This window comes from Rhizobium sp. OAE497 (genome assembly GCF_040546565.1).
Lineage (GTDB): Bacteria > Pseudomonadota > Alphaproteobacteria > Rhizobiales > Rhizobiaceae > Rhizobium.
On the sequence record NZ_JBEPOA010000001.1, the window covers coordinates 476,615 to 492,800 of the forward strand.

The 16,186-nt window shown below is 63.0% G+C and carries 20 protein-coding genes; 9 read left to right on the forward strand and 11 right to left on the reverse strand.

Annotated features, from left to right (window positions below):
- Positions 1-3: 3 nt before the first annotated feature.
- The 3 genes from ABIE40_RS02400 to ABIE40_RS02410 form a co-directional block, all read right to left on the reverse strand.
- Entirely contained in the window at positions 4-669 is a 666-nt protein-coding gene (locus ABIE40_RS02400; RefSeq protein ID WP_112713502.1) for a S24 family peptidase, read from the reverse strand.
- Positions 670-773: 104 nt separating this feature from the next.
- The gene (locus ABIE40_RS02405; protein WP_199626126.1) at positions 774-1,421 is read right to left on the reverse strand and encodes a response regulator; all 648 of its coding nucleotides are present in this window, start codon (positions 1,419-1,421) and stop codon (positions 774-776) included.
- A gap of 90 nt (positions 1,422-1,511) precedes the next feature.
- A complete protein-coding gene (locus ABIE40_RS02410; RefSeq protein ID WP_199626127.1) occupies positions 1,512-1,910 on the reverse strand; it encodes a hypothetical protein in 399 nt (132 codons plus the stop codon).
- Between the two features lie 116 nt (positions 1,911-2,026).
- Here ABIE40_RS02410 and ABIE40_RS02415 point away from each other — a divergent pair, with 116 nt between their 5' ends.
- Together ABIE40_RS02415 and ABIE40_RS02420 are read left to right on the forward strand one after the other, a co-directional pair.
- On the forward strand, positions 2,027-2,377 hold the full coding sequence (locus tag ABIE40_RS02415) for a DUF952 domain-containing protein (RefSeq protein ID WP_199626128.1): 351 nt from the start codon (positions 2,027-2,029) through the stop codon (positions 2,375-2,377).
- Positions 2,377-3,465: a quinone-dependent dihydroorotate dehydrogenase gene (locus ABIE40_RS02420; protein WP_199626129.1), complete on the forward strand. Its 1,089-nt coding sequence runs from the start codon at positions 2,377-2,379 to the stop codon at positions 3,463-3,465. The genes ABIE40_RS02415 and ABIE40_RS02420 overlap by 1 nt, the downstream gene beginning before the upstream one ends.
- Here ABIE40_RS02420 and ABIE40_RS02425 read toward each other — a convergent pair.
- Genes ABIE40_RS02425 through ABIE40_RS02435 form a run of 3 tightly spaced genes read right to left on the reverse strand, consistent with a single transcriptional unit; the run spans position 3,441 to position 5,584 of the window.
- Positions 3,441-4,787 (reverse strand): MATE family efflux transporter, encoded by a 1,347-nt coding sequence (locus ABIE40_RS02425; RefSeq protein ID WP_199626130.1) that lies wholly within the window; start codon positions 4,785-4,787, stop codon positions 3,441-3,443. The genes ABIE40_RS02420 and ABIE40_RS02425 overlap by 25 nt on opposite strands.
- A gap of 30 nt (positions 4,788-4,817) precedes the next feature.
- Positions 4,818-5,315 (reverse strand): CAP domain-containing protein, encoded by a 498-nt coding sequence (locus tag ABIE40_RS02430; protein WP_199626131.1) that lies wholly within the window; start codon positions 5,313-5,315, stop codon positions 4,818-4,820.
- Between the two features lie 2 nt (positions 5,316-5,317).
- Positions 5,318-5,584, reverse strand: coding sequence for a DUF6460 domain-containing protein (locus ABIE40_RS02435; RefSeq protein ID WP_025555281.1), 267 nt, complete (start codon positions 5,582-5,584; stop codon positions 5,318-5,320).
- 142 nt (positions 5,585-5,726) lie between these two features.
- Between ABIE40_RS02435 and ABIE40_RS02440 the strand changes: the two genes are divergently transcribed.
- The 3 genes from ABIE40_RS02440 to ABIE40_RS02450 all read left to right on the forward strand — a co-directional run bounded on the left by ABIE40_RS02440 (position 5,727) and on the right by ABIE40_RS02450 (position 7,738).
- Complete coding sequence (locus ABIE40_RS02440) at positions 5,727-6,659, forward strand: class I SAM-dependent DNA methyltransferase (RefSeq protein ID WP_199626132.1); 933 nt, start codon at positions 5,727-5,729, stop codon at positions 6,657-6,659.
- 205 nt (positions 6,660-6,864) lie between these two features.
- Complete coding sequence (locus tag ABIE40_RS02445; protein ID WP_199626133.1) at positions 6,865-7,500, forward strand: YitT family protein; 636 nt, start codon at positions 6,865-6,867, stop codon at positions 7,498-7,500.
- Between the two features lie 82 nt (positions 7,501-7,582).
- Positions 7,583-7,738 (forward strand): hypothetical protein, encoded by a 156-nt coding sequence (locus ABIE40_RS02450; RefSeq protein ID WP_199626134.1) that lies wholly within the window; start codon positions 7,583-7,585, stop codon positions 7,736-7,738.
- A 43-nt stretch (positions 7,739-7,781) separates the two neighbouring features.
- Here ABIE40_RS02450 and ABIE40_RS02455 read toward each other — a convergent pair whose 3' ends face one another.
- From ABIE40_RS02455 to ABIE40_RS02465, 3 genes are all read right to left on the reverse strand, one after another.
- Positions 7,782-8,243, reverse strand: a complete 462-nt coding sequence (locus ABIE40_RS02455; RefSeq protein ID WP_025555278.1) for a carboxymuconolactone decarboxylase family protein — start codon at positions 8,241-8,243, stop codon at positions 7,782-7,784.
- Positions 8,244-8,269: 26 nt separating this feature from the next.
- Positions 8,270-8,773: an Rrf2 family transcriptional regulator gene (locus tag ABIE40_RS02460; RefSeq protein WP_199626135.1), complete on the reverse strand. Its 504-nt coding sequence runs from the start codon at positions 8,771-8,773 to the stop codon at positions 8,270-8,272.
- 81 nt (positions 8,774-8,854) lie between these two features.
- Positions 8,855-9,787 (reverse strand): alpha/beta hydrolase, encoded by a 933-nt coding sequence (locus ABIE40_RS02465; protein ID WP_199626136.1) that lies wholly within the window; start codon positions 9,785-9,787, stop codon positions 8,855-8,857.
- A 162-nt stretch (positions 9,788-9,949) separates the two neighbouring features.
- Here ABIE40_RS02465 and ABIE40_RS02470 point away from each other — a divergent pair, with 162 nt between their 5' ends.
- Genes ABIE40_RS02470 through pdeM form a run of 3 tightly spaced genes read left to right on the forward strand, consistent with a single transcriptional unit; the run spans position 9,950 to position 13,888 of the window.
- Entirely contained in the window at positions 9,950-10,585 is a 636-nt protein-coding gene (locus ABIE40_RS02470; RefSeq protein WP_025555275.1) for a YitT family protein, read from the forward strand.
- 44 nt (positions 10,586-10,629) lie between these two features.
- The gene (locus ABIE40_RS02475; protein WP_199626137.1) at positions 10,630-13,140 is read left to right on the forward strand and encodes a ligase-associated DNA damage response DEXH box helicase; all 2,511 of its coding nucleotides are present in this window, start codon (positions 10,630-10,632) and stop codon (positions 13,138-13,140) included.
- 22 nt (positions 13,141-13,162) lie between these two features.
- Complete coding sequence (gene pdeM / locus ABIE40_RS02480; protein WP_199626138.1) at positions 13,163-13,888, forward strand: ligase-associated DNA damage response endonuclease PdeM; 726 nt, start codon at positions 13,163-13,165, stop codon at positions 13,886-13,888.
- Positions 13,889-13,917: 29 nt separating this feature from the next.
- Here pdeM and ABIE40_RS02485 read toward each other — a convergent pair whose 3' ends face one another.
- Together ABIE40_RS02485 and ABIE40_RS02490 are read right to left on the reverse strand one after the other, a co-directional pair.
- Entirely contained in the window at positions 13,918-14,499 is a 582-nt protein-coding gene (locus tag ABIE40_RS02485) for a transglycosylase SLT domain-containing protein (RefSeq protein WP_112713478.1), read from the reverse strand.
- 80 nt (positions 14,500-14,579) lie between these two features.
- Entirely contained in the window at positions 14,580-15,503 is a 924-nt protein-coding gene (locus ABIE40_RS02490; protein WP_199626139.1) for an alpha/beta hydrolase family protein, read from the reverse strand.
- Between the two features lie 87 nt (positions 15,504-15,590).
- Here ABIE40_RS02490 and ABIE40_RS02495 point away from each other — a divergent pair, with 87 nt between their 5' ends.
- Positions 15,591-16,169, forward strand: coding sequence for a TetR/AcrR family transcriptional regulator (locus tag ABIE40_RS02495; protein WP_199626140.1), 579 nt, complete (start codon positions 15,591-15,593; stop codon positions 16,167-16,169).
- The last annotated feature ends 17 nt before the right edge of the window (positions 16,170-16,186 follow it).

Consider the following 16,186-nt stretch of genomic DNA (forward strand, 5'->3'; position numbering starts at 1 on the left):
TTCCTATTGGCTGGCCCAGATGATGCGGGCTATCCAGTCGACATCGGAAAGCTCGATCGTCCGGTTCGGATGCTCGGGATTGAGCGACATCAATTCGATGGAGCGCGGGCTCTGGCGTAACAGCACCTTCGCCATGACCTCGCCCTCGCGCGTCTTGACGACAACGCGGTCGTTGCGGCGAACCTGCGCGCCGGGCTCGACGATCAGCACGTCGCCGTCGCGGTAGAGCGGCATCATGCTGTCCCCCTGGACCTCAAGCGCATAGACGCCAGCCTTTTGCGAGGGCGCGGCGGGAAACTCGACGACATCCCAGCCCTGGCCCGCCGGAAAGCCGCCATCGTCGAAAAAGCCGCCGGCGCCCGCCTGCGCAAAGCCGAGAAGGGGAATGGAGCTACCCTGCGCCGGGAACGATCCATCCGGAAGTCCGGAAAAGCTCGTTGCCGGGCGCATGAAGGTCAGGAACTGCTCCATCGTGGCGCCGGTCGCATCGAGCACTTTGGCGATCGACTCCGTCGATGGCCAACGCAGCCTGCCGTCAGCCGAAAGACGTTTGGATTTGTTGAAGGAGGTGGGGTCGAGGCCGGCGCGCCGCGCAAGACCTGACGGCGTCAGGTCGTGCCGCTCGGCAAGCCTGTCGATCGCTCCCCAAATCTGCTCGTGTGACAGCATCGTGCGTGATCCTGCGCGCTGAGCGCTACTCTCCAGTCGGCGCAAAGATTAACGCCAAGCTCACGCATAGTAAAGAGGATAGAGGAATAAAATCCTGTTCTGGATCAGGCGACCATTGCCATGTTGATCTTGCCGAGCTGGATCACCGCCTGTGTGCGGCTGTCGACATTGAGCTTCAACAGGATGGCCGAGACATGCGCCTTGATCGTCGCTTCGGAGACGCCGAGTTCATAGGCGATCTGCTTGTTGAGCAGCCCTTCGCCGAGCATGGTCAGTACGCGGCTCTGCTGCGGTGTCAGCGTGTGCAGGCGGTGGATCAGGTCGGCAACGTCGGGATCCTGTTCCTGACCGTCCCGGTAGTTCTCGGGCGTTGCGATATCACCGGCGAGCACCGTCTGGATGCTGCGGCGGATATCGTCGATCCCCGAAGATTTCGAGATGAAGCCCGAGGCGCCGAGTTCCAGCGCCCGGCGGATCGTCGTCGCGTCGTCGGTGGCGGAGATGATGACGATCGGCAGGCTGGCATATTCGGAGCGCAGCGACATCAGCCCGGAGAAACCGCTGACACCCGGCATGGCCAGATCGAGCAGCATCAGATCGGCATCGGAATGATCGCTGGCTGCGGCCCGGGCCGCGCTGAAATCCCCCGCTTCGATGATGCGCTGCTCACCCTCCATGCCCGACACCGCCTGGCGAAGCGCATCCCGGAAAAGCGGGTGGTCATCGGCAATGATGATCGTCTGTTCCTGCATCGATCACTCCCTCCCAAGAGCTCGATCCTGTCCTTCCATATGCGGCGGCGCCCGCCACACATGTCTCCATCCTTATATGACTATATCAAATCAGGTCTTCTGCGGAAGAGGCGCCGTCTTTTCATCCTCCTGGAATTGCTTCACCACGCCCATGAAGCTCTTCATCATCTTCTCCATGATGCTGATCGAGCGGTCGATTTCGGCATCCGAGGGCAGCGCCTTGTTGACGATGCTCTTGTTTTCGAGCGCGCTGACCCGGTCGGAGAGACGGTCGAGTTCGTCCTCGTAGGCGGCGCGTTCATCCGCCGCCATGCGGCAGACCAGCGATCCATCTTTCTCCTCGCAGAGCGACATGGCGCCCGTCTGCCTGTCGAGGCGCACGAAATGATCGCCGCTGCGTTCGAGCTGGAAACGCGCCGCATCGGGTTCGGCGGCAAGCAGCGTGGCGGGGAAAAGCAGGGTGGCAAGTCCGATTGCGATCGTCTTCATCTGATCATCCTCCGGATTTTCGGTGCGGCCGTCGTTTTTCGCCTGCGGGCCGTGGACATCGCCGTCTCTTTGCGGCAAAGCGCTGGCAACCAGGATCAGCCATTCGTGAGGCCATCATGACCGTGACACCGGCGGTTTACAAGATCGTGACGGAAACCCTCTGGCAGCAGGCACGCCGGGACGGCGTCTTCCGCGGCGCCGGGATCGATCTCAACGACGGCTTCATTCACCTCTCGACCGCAGCCCAGGCGCGCCAGACGGCAGCGCTTTATTTCGCCGGTCAGGCGGGCCTGATGCTGATCGCGGCCGATACGGCAAAGCTCGGCGAAAAGCTGATCTTCGAACCCTCGCGCGGCGGCGATCTCTTCCCGCATCTCTATGGCGAGCTGCCGCTTTCGGCCGTCATCTGGGAAAAGCCGCTGCTGCTCGACGAGGCAGGCAATCATATCTTTCCGGAGCTTATCTGATGATGGACCTTTTCAAGCAGGCAACGCGCAAAGGCCTTTTCCTCTTCGATCCGGAAACCGCGCATGGCATGTCGATCGCCGGTCTGAAATCCGGTCTGGTTCCGGCCTGCCGCATTCCCGCCGATCCGCGTCTGACGCAGACCGTCGCCGGCCTCACCTTCGCCAATCCGCTCGGCATGGCCGCCGGTTACGACAAGAATGCCGAAGTGCCGGAAGCGCTGCTGCGGCTCGGCTTCGGCTTCACGGAAATCGGCACAGTGACGCCGAAGCCACAGTCCGGCAATCCGCGCCCGCGCATCTTCCGCCTCGTCGAGGACAACGCCGTCATCAACCGCCTGGGCTTCAACAACGAGGGCCATGAGGCCGCATTCCAGCGCCTCGCGCCGATCCGCGGCGATGGTATCATCGGCGTCAATATCGGTGCCAACAAGGATAGCGAGGACCGCATCGGCGATTACGTCACCGGCATCCGCCGCTTCTATTCCGTCGCCCGCTATTTCACCGCCAATATCTCCTCGCCGAACACGCCCGGCCTGCGCGACCTGCAGGCGCGCGAAAGCCTCGCCGCGCTGCTGTCGGCGGTTCTCGCCGCTCGCGATGAAGAGGCCGCCAAGGCCGGGCGCAAGATCCCGGTGTTCCTGAAGATCGCGCCGGATCTGACGGAAGAGGGCATGGATGATATCGCTGCCGAAGTGCTGTCTCATGCGCTTGACGGCCTGATCGTCTCCAACACCACGCTGGCGCGCGATGGTCTGAAGGATCAGCGGCAGGCGAAGGAAGCGGGCGGCCTTTCCGGCGCGCCGCTCTTTGCCAAGTCGACGGCGGTTCTCGCCCGCATGCGCAAGCGCGCCGGTCCGGCATTGCCGATCATCGGCGTCGGCGGCGTGTCATCGGCGGAAACGGCGCTGGAGAAGATCAAGGCTGGCGCCGATCTCGTACAGCTCTATTCCTGCATGGTCTATGAGGGACCGGGCCTGCCCGGCGATATCGTCCGCGGCCTGTCGAAGCTCCTCGATCGCGAGAAAGTCTCGTCGATCCGCGAACTCCGCGACACCAGGGCGGATCACTGGGCGGCTGCGAAGGTCTGATCGGCCCGCGGCTTCACCAGCATCGCCAGGAAGATGCCGCGAAACAGCAGAAAGGCGTTCATCGCCAGCCACAGGCCGTGATTTCCAAAGAGCGGCACGAAGACCGCGAGCGCTGCCAGATATCCGGCAAAGGACATCAGCATCCGGTTGCGCATGTCCGATGACCACGTGGCGCCGATGAAGACGCCGTCCATCAGGAAGGCGAGCGCCCCGGTCAGGCCGGTGATCGCCGCCCAGGGCATGTAGGTATTGGCTGCGGCGCGAACGTCTTCCGAGGTCGTCAGTACCGAGATCAGCCAGGGACCCGCGGCAAAGAAGAAAGCCGAGACGGCGGCGGCAAGGCCGAAGGACCAGATTGCCGTCAGCTTCAGCCCGCGGTCGAAAGCCGGGCGGTGCGCCGCACCGATCGCTCGTCCGGTGATCTGTTCGGCGGCATTCGCAAGGCCATCGAGATAATAGCCGGACAGCAGGAAGAAGTTCATCAGCACCGCATTGGCGGCGAGCGTCACTGCGCCGAAGCTGGTGCCGATCCGGGTCATGATTGCAAAGGATCCGATCAGCACGAAGGTGCGGATCAGGATGTCGCGGTTGAGCGCAAAGAGCTCTGAGAGACGGTGGCGCGAGAAGATCTCGGCGCGCTGCGGCCGCTCGCCCGCCTTGAAGCTTCGCAGCACGATCGCGAGACCGGCCAGCGCACCGACGCTTTCGCCGACCATCGTGCCCCAGGCAACGCCCGCTACGCCCCAGTCGAGCTCCAGGCCGAGATAGATGGCGAGCACGATATTGATGCCGTTGATCAGGATCTGCAACGCCAGGCCGATCGTGCCCTGGCCACGGCCCAGCACGAAGCCGAGAATGGCATAGTTGGCAAGCGCTGCGGGTGCGGCGAGAATGCGAATCGAGAAATAGGTGCTCGTCGCCTGCGCCACGCCCGCTTCCGGCCCCATCAGCTTCAGCCCGGCAATGAGAAGTAGCGGCGAAAGACAAAGCAGCGCAAGACCGCAGGCGATTGCCGAGATGAAGGCCCGCCAGAAGACGCCCTGCTGCTCGCGCAGATCATGGCGCCCGAGCGCCTGCGCCGTCAGGCCGGTTGTCGAGGCGCGGAGAAAGTTGAAGCTGCCGAGGATCAGGTCGAACAGCATGGCGCCGATCGCGAGACCCGCCAGCGCATCCGGCTGGCCCATATGGCCGACGACGCCGGTATCGACGAGGCCGAGCAGCGGCGTCGTCATGAAGCCGAGCGTCATCGGAATGGCGATCGACAGCACCAGCCGGTGCGTGACGTCAAATGCCAATAGATTGCGTTCGCTGGTAGCGCTCATGCCTGCCTCGGGTCAGGAGGCAGAATCGCCTCAGTTCGAGAGCACCATGGCCCAATAGGGCCAGTTGTTGGAAGATGGATTATGCGCGACGGCAACGCCGACGCCGCTATACCGGCCGAGCATGTTTTCCAGATGATGCGGCGAGTTGATCCAGGCTTGGACGATGCCGTCGACCGACTTCTGGCCGACGCCGATATTCTCGGCTGCGGGCAGCTGCACGCCGCTCGCCTTCACGCGGGCGCCAAAGCTGTCTGTCATGCCCATCAGATGCGCCATCTTGCCGGCGCTTGCCATGCGCTTTGCCTGGAAGATGGCGGCAGTGCTCGCCGCCGGATCGATCCTCAGCGGCGGCAGGCCGTTCTTGGCGCGCAGTTGGTTTACGAGGGGCAGGGCAGCCGCCGTCTCGTCCTGGCCGTCGGAGGGCGTCGAGGACATCTTTGGTGTGGTGGTGCAGCTTGCAACGCCCGCGACGAGCGCCAGGCCTGAAAGGCGCAGTAGCCCGCGCCGGGAAACGATTGTGAAGGTCATGGTCAGCGACGATAATTGAAGAGACGGATGATGACGAAGATCGGGATGACGATCGTGGCGCCCAGCAGCAGGTAATCGCCGACGCGGCCGAGAGCCGAGAAGCCGCGGTACCAGATTTCCCGGATGAAATCGCGAATGCCGTAGACGATCTCATAGGGCGTCCAGCCGAAGATCGTCATCACGAAGCCGACGATCAGCGAAACCACCAAGAGCTTCACCAACGTGCGGCCGAGCGAGTCGCCGAGAAACTTGTTCACCTGATCGGACATTCACATCTCCTGTTTGCTCTGAGATACGGTCGCGAATCGCTGCCCGCAAGCCTTTTCCAGAGCCGACGGCTTCGCCTCTGAAATAGGACTTGAGTTTTTTTGTGGCCGCAGCCAAATGCGCGGGCATTCAACGGGTCTCATCATGCAGCAGAGCCAGCTCACTTCAGGCGACGTCATCGCCGACCGCCGCGCCGATTACGCCAAGATGCTCGATGAGGGCGGCGAGCCGGATGCGGCTGCCGAGCTGATGGAGCAGGCGTTGGAGCTCACACCCGGCTGGGCTGCCGGCTGGTACCGGCTGGCGACCTACCGCGAGAAGGCCGGCCATCGCACTGAGGCTGCCGAAGCCTACCGGAAAACCTTGGCGCTCGACCCCGATGACATCTTCGGCGCAACGCTGAAGCTCGCGCTGCTCGGCGAAACCGAAACCCCGGACCAGCCGCCGAGCCGCTATGTCGAGCGGCTCTTCGATGATTATGCCGGCCGCTTCGAGACCTCGCTGGTCGATAAGCTCGACTATTCCGTGCCGCAGAAGCTTGCCGCCCTCGTCACTTCCACCGGCAGGCACTATGCGCTTGCCGTCGATCTCGGCTGCGGCACCGGTCTGCTCGGGCCTGAAATCGCAGGCCAGGTGGCGCGGCTGGAAGGCTACGACCTCTCGCAGAACATGCTGGCCAAGGCCGAGGAGAAACAAGTCTATGCGCTTCTGGCGCAGGCCGACCTCTCGCTGAAGCCGGAAGCTTCCGGCATCTTTTCGGGCGAACCCGAGAGCCGTGCCGATCTCGTCACAGCCGCTGACGTGCTGATGTATCTCGGCAATCTCGAAAGCGTCTTCCTGATCACCGCCCGGCTTGCGGCCTCAGGCGCGGACTTTGCCTTCTCGGTCGAGGATGCCGGCGAGGGCGATGGCTTCCATCTGGCGCCGTCGCTGCGCTACGCCCACTCCGAAGCCTATGTGCGCGGTCTCTGCGCCCGCTACGGCTTCGATGTCCTGAAAATCGAGAAAACCACCATTCGCAAAGATGGCGGCAAACCGGTTTCCGGCATTCTTTTCCTTACGCGGCGAAATGGCTGAACGCATCTTTGTTGCGATTTTGAAATAGGTCAGCATTACTTACATATTTCACTTGCTCGCACCTGCGAAAAGCCTGATAATTCAGCCCATAGCCGACAAGCGCCGCGATCAGCATGAACGCCTCGGCCCTCTCATCATTGAAAATCCGTCGCGCGGGATTGTCTCCGGCGCTCTTGAACTCGTCTGCCGTTTGGAGATTAGCGACATGACCCAGCTCATCAGTGCCCTCGGTTTCTGGAACACCACCGCCACCCGGCATACCCCGGTCGAGGACGTCCAGGGCATCTTCTCCGGCGCGCTCATTTCGGCTCTCGGCCTCTATGTGCTCGCCAGCGCCGGCCTGCTCACCGGCAGCACCGCCGGTATCGCCTTCCTGCTGCACTATGCCTTCGGCATCAATTTCGGCCTGGCCTTCTTCTTCCTGAACCTGCCGTTCTTCTATCTCTCCTGGAAGCGGCTCGGCGTCGCCTTCACGATCAAGACCTTCATCGCCATCGGCCTCACCTCGGCGCTGACCAGCCTGCAGCCGAAGGTCATGGCGATCGCCACGATCCATCCGGCCTGGGCCGCTCTTCTCGGTGGTCTGCTGCTCGGCTTCGGTCTTCTGGCGCTCTATCGCCATCGCGCCAGCCTCGGCGGCGTCGGCATTCTCGGCATCTACATGCAGGAGCGCTTCGGCATTCGCGCCGGCCTCGTGCAGCTCGCCGTCGATATGTGCGTGCTTGCCGCGGCCTTCTTCGTCACCACGCCGCCGGTTGTCTTCTACTCGGTGCTGGGCGCCGTCGTGCTCAATCTTTTTCTGACGATTAACCATCGCGCCGATCGCTACATCGCGCTGTGAGCGCGCGTGAACAAATCGTAACTTGCCTCATCCATGCTGCAGCGCGAAACTGATCTCGCGCCGGAAATGATGAGGTGACGATATGTCAGAACTGGAAAAGCTTGTCAGACGCCGCATGAAGGAAGAATACGCGAAGGGTGCCTCAGCCGAGGAAATCTCCCAGACCCTCCGCCAGCTTTTCAATGGCGTCGATCCCACAGCCGAACGGCCGGCCCAGACCGCACCCAAGACGAATTGATGAATGAACCCCTCTCCCCGTTTGGAGAGAGGGGCTCGCAGGCTCAGGCGGCCTTTGCCGGCTGGTCGATCGGGTGCTGTGCCCGGAAGCTCACGGCAAGACGGTTCCAGACGTTGATCGTGCCGATGGCAACCGTGATCTTGGTCATCTCTTCTTCGTTGAAATGTGCCTTCAGCGTTTCGAAATCCGCATCCGGAGCACCCGTCGAAGCGATGTTCGTGACCGCATCGACCCAGCCCAGCAGCGCCCGTTCCTTGGCGTCGTAAACCGGCGATTCACGCCAGACGCACATCAGGTTGATCCACTGTTCGGAGAGACCGTCGTGACGCGCTTCCTTCACATGCATGTCGACGCAATAGGCGCAGCCGTTGATCTGCGATGCCCGCAGCTTGATCAGGTGGATGAAGCGGCGCTCGAGGCCGGATGTCTGGACATATTGCTCAAGGGCAACGACAGCCTTGTAGGCATCCTGCGAGGCTTTGGCGAAATTGAAACGGGGTTGCATCGTCATTCTCCTTTGGGGGTTGAGGCTCAGCGAGCCGCTGATTTGCGTTCGTGCAATTCCATGAAGGCGCAGCCGCGGGCGGCGATGGCTCCGTCGTCATCGGCGGAAAGATCCGCCAGAATGTCTGCAATCTTCGTCTTGGCGAGCTCGGCCCTGTAGGCGCGCTCCGCCTTCAGCATCGCCGCCGTCACCTGGCACGGCTTGGTGAAATAGCGCTGAGGCAACGGGTTCGGCCCGCGCTGGCGGATCTCGCTGCAGCGGAAGGCGGGTGCAGGGCCTTCGACGGCGAGCACGATATCGAGCAGCGAAATCTCGCCCGGTTCCTTCGCCAGCCGGTATCCGCCCTTCGGCCCGGGCACGGTCTTGACCAGACCGGCGCCCGACAGCGCCTGCATATGCTTCAGCAGATAGCTGGTCGAGACACCGTGAAATTCCGCAAGGGCTGCCGCCGAAAGCACGCCATCGGCGGACAAGCCGGCGAGAACCGCCACGCAGTGAATAGCCTGCTCGACACCGTCGCTGAGTTTCATCGAAACCATCTCCTTAAATCGTGGATAAAAAATATCTACGATTAACACGGGAGTCAAGCGGCTTTTGAGACGTGCTGGTTTTCAGCCGGGAGGCAGGGTCTGCCTGTCGAGCCAGCTGGCGAAATAGCCGGGCCATTGCATCGAGGCGGTGCCGGGCTTGCCCATGCCGAACCCATGTCCGCCATCGGCCAGCCGGTGCAGCTTGACAGGTACATGCGCTTGCTCGCAGGCAGCCTGCATGATCAGCGTGTTCTGCGGATCGGAAACCGGATCGTCGTCCGCCTGCGCCAGAAACACCGGCGGGCATCGGGCTTTGACATGGTCTTCCACCGACCATTCCGAACTCAGGGCAGCGCTCGGGTGACTGCCGATCAGCACTTTGCGCGTCGACGTATGGTCATAGGGCGGCTTCAGGGTGATGACGGGATAGACGAGGGCTGCGAAGGCGGGCCGCGCCGGGAGCGCATCGGCATCGTCGATCGCCGGGTAGGAAGCAAAGGCAGACCGCGCCGCCGCCATGCCGAGGAGATGCCCGCCCGCCGAAAAGCCGAGGACGCCCAGCCGCTCGGGATCGATCTTGAACTTTCCGGCATTGGCCCGGATCAGCCGCAGCGCCCGCTGCGCATCCTGCAATGGTGCCAGCGGACCGGTCTCCCAGCCCTCGTCCGGCAGCCGGTAGGACAGCACGAAGGCGGTGATGCCACGCGCATTCAGCCAGCGGGCGGCTGGCAGCGCCTCGTTGCGCATCTCGATGCGCTTGTAGCCGCCACCGGCAGCAATCAGAACCGCCATGCCGTTCGGCGAGGCTGGCTGGTAGATGTCGATCTTGGGCGCCGCGATATTGCTGATCGCGCCCTTGGCGTTTTCCTCCACATCACCGGAGGGGCCGCCGCCTTCAGGGGGAGTGCCCGGCCAGAGCGTCAGGTTGGCGGCAGCGGCGGGCGCTGCATTCGAGGTCCGGGGAAAAAGGGCGAGGGCGCCCATCGTGGCCAGGATCGCGCGGCGTGTTGGCATCGATTGTCTCTCATCTGCGTTCGCCGTCAGGCCGCGCCCGGAATGCGGCGAAAATGCAGGCCGCTGGAATGGATAGAAGGCCGCATGTGATCCCAACCCCGAAATCATCTTGCCAAGCAGCCGCGTCAGGATAGAAAGAACGAAAAATCAGAGGGGAAAATAATGGCCGCACGGACTGCTTTCGCAGGCGCCCTGAACTCTTCGGCGGATCGCCACTCGCTCTTCGATGATGCCCAGGGACTGGTCGCCGGCAGCATGCTGGCGGTGCTCGGCGTCTCGCTGCTCTCGGGCGCAGGCCTTCTGACGGGCGGCACGGCGGGCATGGCGTTTCTGCTGCACTACGCCACCGGCTGGAGCTTCGGCCTCTGCTTCTTCGCCGTCAATCTCCCCTTCTATTATCTGGCCTTTCGCCGTCTCGGCCCGGCTTTCACCGTCAAGACCTTCGCCGCCATCGCGCTGACATCGGCCCTGTCGGAAATCGTGCCACGCTTCATCAGCCTCTCGCATGTCGATCCGATTGTCGGTGCGCTGTTTGGCGGGCTGGTCATCGGAGCGGGCATGCTGGCGCTGTTTCGCCATCGCGCCAGCCTTGGCGGTGTCGGCATTCTTGCGCTTTATATCCAGGAGCGCTTTGGCTGGCGGGCCGGTCTGGTGCAGCTCGGCTTCGACGGCGTCATTCTTGCGCTGTCGTTCTTTGTCGCGAGCCCCTTCATCATCGCCTGTTCGGTGCTTGGCGCAGTGGTGCTGAATCTCACGCTCGCCATCAATCACCGCAAGGACCGTTACATCGCGATGTGAGGCGATGCCCTTCTCTTTCGGTCTGATTTCACTACCTTTATGGCGTGGATCACGTCGACGCCGAAACCAGCATCGCCCTGCCTGCCCCCTTCATCCGCTGGTTTGCGGAAAAGGGCTGGCGGCCGCGCGCCCATCAGCTGGAATTGCTGGCCCGCGCCGAGGCCGGCGAAAGCACGCTGCTGATCGCGCCGACCGGAGCCGGCAAGACGCTCGCCGGCTTTCTCCCGGCACTCACCGATCTCACCCGTCGCGGCAAGATCCCGCCGGGCTCGGCCTTCACAGGCATCCACACGCTCTACGTCTCGCCGCTGAAGGCACTTGCCGTCGATATCGAGCGCAACCTGACGAAGCCCGTCGAGGAGATGGGCCTGCCCGTCACCATCGAGAATCGCACCGGCGACACGCCGAATGCCAAGCGCCAGCGCCAGAAGCTCAATCCGCCCGATATCCTGCTGACGACGCCGGAACAGGTGGCGCTGCTGCTCGCCAATGGCGAGGCGGAGCGCTTCTTCAAGGACCTGAGATATGTCGTGCTCGACGAACTGCATTCGCTCGTCACCTCGAAGCGCGGCCACATGCTGTCGCTCGGCATCGCCCGGCTGCGCAGGCTGGCGCCGAACCTGCAGACGATCGGCCTGTCCGCCACGGTCGCAGAGCCGATGGACCTGCAGAAATGGCTGGTCGCGCAGGAAGAGGGACGCGAGCATCACGCCGGTCTGGTTACTGTCGAAGGCGGCGCCAAGCCGGAGATCTCGATCCTGAAGACGGAAGAGCGCATCCCCTGGTCCGGCCATTCCGCCAAATATGCGATCCCCGATGTCTACAAAGAGCTCCTCGACCACCAGACGACGCTGCTCTTCGTCAACACCCGCTCGCAGGCCGAAATGCTCTTCCAGGAGCTCTGGACGATCAACGAGGATAACCTGCCGATCGCCCTGCATCACGGCTCGCTCGATGTCAGCCAGCGGCGCAAGGTGGAAGCGGCGATGGCCGCCAACAAGCTGCGCGCCGTCGTCGCCACCTCGACGCTCGATCTCGGTATCGACTGGGGCGATGTCGATCTGGTCATCCATGTCGGCGCGCCAAAGGGTGCCTCGCGCCTTGCCCAGCGCATCGGCCGCGCCAATCACCGCATGGACGAACCGTCGAAGGCGATCCTCGTGCCTGCCAACCGCTTCGAGGTGATGGAGTGTCAGGCGGCGCTCGACGCCAACTATATCGGCGCGCAGGACACGCCGCCGGTCGGGCAGGGTGCGCTGGATGTGCTCGCCCAGCATGTTCTCGGCATGGCCTGCGCCGCCCCCTTCGACATGCTGCAGCTCTATGACGAGATCACCAGCGCCTCTCCCTATGCGGCTCTTTCTTGGGAAACCTTCGAGCGGATCGTCGATTTCGTCGCCACCGGCGGCTACGCGCTGCGCACCTATGAGCGCTATGCCCGTATCCGCAGGAACAAGGACGGTCTCTGGCGCGTCTCCAATCCGCAGGTCGCCCAGCAATACCGTCTGAACCTTGGCACCATCGTCGAAAGCCCAATGCTGAATCTGAAGATGGTCAAGCGCGGCGAGGGCGGGCGCATCGGCCGCGGCGGCGCGGTGCTCGGCAAGATGGAGGAGTATTTCTTCGAGCAGCTCTCTCCCGGCGACACCTTCATCTTCTCCGGCAAGGTGCTGCGTTTCGAGGGCATCCGCGAGAACGAGGCGCTGGCCTCGCAGGCCTTCTCGCTCGATCCCAAGATCCCCTCTTACGCCGGCGGCAAATTCCCGCTCTCGACCTATCTCGCCGATCAGGTCCGCTCGATGATCGCCGATCCCGATCGTTGGGGCGATCTGCCGGATCAGGTGCGCGACTGGCTCTCGATCCAGAAGGACAAGTCGATGCTGCCGAAGCGCGACGAACTGCTGATCGAGACCTTCCCGCGCGGCAGCCGTTGTTACATGGTCGCCTATCCCTTCGAGGGCCGGCTGGCGCATCAGACGCTCGGCATGCTGCTGACGCGCCGCCTCGAACGCGCGGGCGCCAAACCGCTCGGCTTCGTCTGTACCGATTATTCGCTCGGCATCTGGGGCCTGGAGGATCTGGGCCAGATGATCGCCAGCGGCCGCCTCAGTCTCGCCGACCTTTTCGACGAGGACATGCTCGGCGACGAGCTCGAAGCCTGGCTCGACGAATCCTTCCTTTTGAAGCGCACCTTCCGCAATTGCGCCGTGATTGCAGGCTTGATCGAGCGCCGTCATCCCGGAAAGGAAAAGAGCGGGCGGCAGGTCACCGTCTCGGCCGATCTGATTTACGACGTACTGCGCAGCCACGAGCCGGATCACATTCTGCTGCAGGCGACGCGGCAGGATGCAGGCACCGGGCTTTTGGATATTTCCCGCCTTGGCGATATGCTGAGACGAATCAAGGGTCACATCACGCATCGTGCGCTGGACCATATTTCGCCGCTCGCCGTGCCTGTCATGCTCGAGATCGGCAAGGAGGCGGTGCCAGGCGAAGCCCATGACGCACTGCTGGCCGAAGCGGCAGACGACCTCATCGCCGAGGCGATGAGCTGAAGATTTAGGATAGAAGACCGCAATGAACCGCCTGGCGCTGGCGCGCGAACTCAACGGACTGGTCCCGATGCCCGGCGTGGAAACGTCGGTCAATGGCGTCGCCGCCGTTTGCGATCCGCTCGGCGCTCTCTACCTGCCCGACACAGGCGCGCTCGTCGTCTCCGATCTCCACCTGGAGAAAGGCGCCGCCTTCGCCCGCCGCGGCATGATGCTGCCGCCCTACGATACGCTGGCGACGCTCACGGTCCTCTCCGCCGTCATCACCCGCTACGACCCGAAGATCGTCGTCTCGCTCGGCGATAATTTCCATGATCGCGTCGGTTCCGAGCACCTGCCGGATATTTTCCGGACGCTGATCGCCGACATGGCGCGTGGCCGCGAATGGATCTGGATCAACGGCAATCATGACCCTGACGGGACCGTGGATCTGCCCGGCATCTGCGCCGACGAGATCCACTATGCCGGCCTCACCTTCCGGCATGAGCCGAAGGGTGGATTGCAGCAGGGCGAAATCGCCGGCCATCTTCATCCGGCCGCCACCGTCCGTCGCCGCGAAAAATCGATCCGCCGCCCCTGCTTCGCCACCGACGGCGCCCGGCTGCTGATGCCCGCCTTCGGCGTCATGAGCGGTGGGCTCGACCTTGGCCACAAGGCGATGAAGGGGCTCTTCGATCACGCATCGCTTGTCGCCCATCTCCTGGGTCGCGACCGCATCTACTCCGTCAGGTTCGGAAACCTGCGCGGGTAACTCCTCTCCCCCGAGGGGAGAAGGAAGTCTCAATTACATCCCTGCAACTGCTGCTGATAGTTCGCCGCCATGGTCGCGAATTTTTGTGCCGTCTTCTGCAGCTGACCGTTCGAGCGCCAGTCGCCGCGGCGGTAGCCGGTCGGGCCGGAATAATAGGCGAGGTAGAGGCTGTAGGCGTCGTTGGGCGCAATGCCGGTCGCCTTGCTGTTTTCGGAGTGATACCAGCCGATGAAGTCGATGGCATCGGCAAAGTTGGTGCGGCGGCTGGCCCAGTTGCCTGTGGCGGACTGGTAGTGATCCCAGGTGCCGTTCAGCGCCTGCGAATAGCCATAGGCGGTCGACTGGCGCGTCCAGGGAATGAAGCCGAAGAGTTTCGTGCGCGGCGGGCGGGCATAGGGCTGGAAGCCGGATTCGACATACATCGTCGCCATCAGGATCGGCACCGGGATACCATACTTGGCTTCTGCCTTCTCGGCGGAACGCTGCCAGCTGGTGAAAATGCCGTCGCGCTGGTCGAAGACCGCGCAGATATTCCGGGTCTGACGGGGTGCCGTTGCGCAGCCGGCAACGAGCGCCAGCAGCACCAGGGCGAGAAGTGTACGGATACGCAAAACAGAACCTCTCGTTTCGAGAGATTACTAACTGGTAAATCTTAAAGACCGGTTTTTATTCAAAGGCGAAGTTGTGTCCCTCAAAAGGCGGGAGCGGGGCAGAGCCGCTGCGGCCAGGGGTTGATCCCGTCGCGCAGCCACAGAAGCGTATCCAGCCAGAAGCCGTTCGCATGCCGCTGATGGAGCAGGCTGAAATGGCCGACAGCCTCAAGTCCGAGATCGCCCGGCGTGATCGTCACGTGTATCGCATCCGCATTCCTGTAGTAGCTGAGCCCGCGGCTGATTGCGGCCGGCGTGCCGATCGGATCGTCGGACATGCCGATCGCCAGAATGGGTGCTTGTACCGCGTCGAAGCGGGCGATGATCTCCTCCCGCTCACCGGCCGGATAGCTATGCTCCATCCGCGCGCCGCGAAAGCTCCATTCATTGGCGACGCCAGCCGGAAGATCCTCCAGCCAGCCGAGTCGCCTTCCCGGAAAGTAGCCGAATACCGCCGTAAGAGCGGGCATGGCGGCATGCCACTTCCAGAACAGCGAGCGGCGCTGCGATCTGGCGTAATCGCCCCAATAGCCATATTGCGCGCCGACCGTGAGCATGCGCTCAATGCCGGGAGCACTCTCTGCAAATCCCGGCAGGAAGCCGCCGATGCTGTGGCCGACGATAGCAACCGGCAGCAGCCGATCGCGTTCCCGCGCGAAGGTGAGCGCGGCCTCGAAATCGAGTGTTCCCCAATCGCGCCAGCGATAGCCGCAGCCGCGCAGACGAGCCGGGCGCGACAAACCGATGCCGCGATAATCATAGGTCAGTACCTGGAAGCCATGAGCGGAGAGAAACCGGGCGTAGCGGTGATAGTAGCTGGCGAGCACGCCGGTTGCCGGGTTGATGATCACGGCGCCATCGCACCGGCCAACCGCTGGCCAGAGGTGGCCGCCTAGGATCACGCCATCGCGGCATCCGATATCGATACGCTGCCCTGCAATACCTGTCTGGCTCCCGCTATCCATCGCCGCTCGCTCCACCATCTCCGAGGAGCTGATCCATAGGCTCACAGCGCTCTTGGTAACACTCACTAGTCGGTATACTTTGCCGCCATGAAACAGCCGACAGAAAGCACCCGTGACCGTATCGTCAATGCCGCCGCAAAGCTCTTCTACGGGCAGGGTATCCGCGCCGTCAGCGTCGATGCCGTCGCCGAGAAGGCCGGTGTCACAAAACGGACGCTCTATTACCACTTCGACAGCAAGGACGACCTGATCACCGCCTATCTCGAAGGCCGCGATCAGCCGAACCTCGCGCTGTTCCAGAAATGGTATGCTGTGGCAGAGGGCGGTGTGGAGGAGAAGGTCAAGGCGATCTTCGACGAATTGGCGAAAGCCGCGCGCCATCCGAAATGGAAAGGCTGCGGCTTCCTGCGCACCGCCGCTGAGCTTGCCGATATGCCCGGCCATCCCGCGGTGAAGGCCGGTATCGTCCACAAGCAGCGCGTGGAGGACTGGCTGGCGGAGACCTTCGAAGCCGATGGGATAAGCGACAGTAGAATCTTGGCGCGGCAGGTCATGCTGCTGCTCGATGGCGGCTTTGCCACCGTGCTTCTGCGCCGTGATCCATCCTATATCGAGACCGCCGGGCGGGCCGCCGCCGCACTGATCGCCGCGGCCGCCCGCACCTGATTGAACTGCCGATGCTC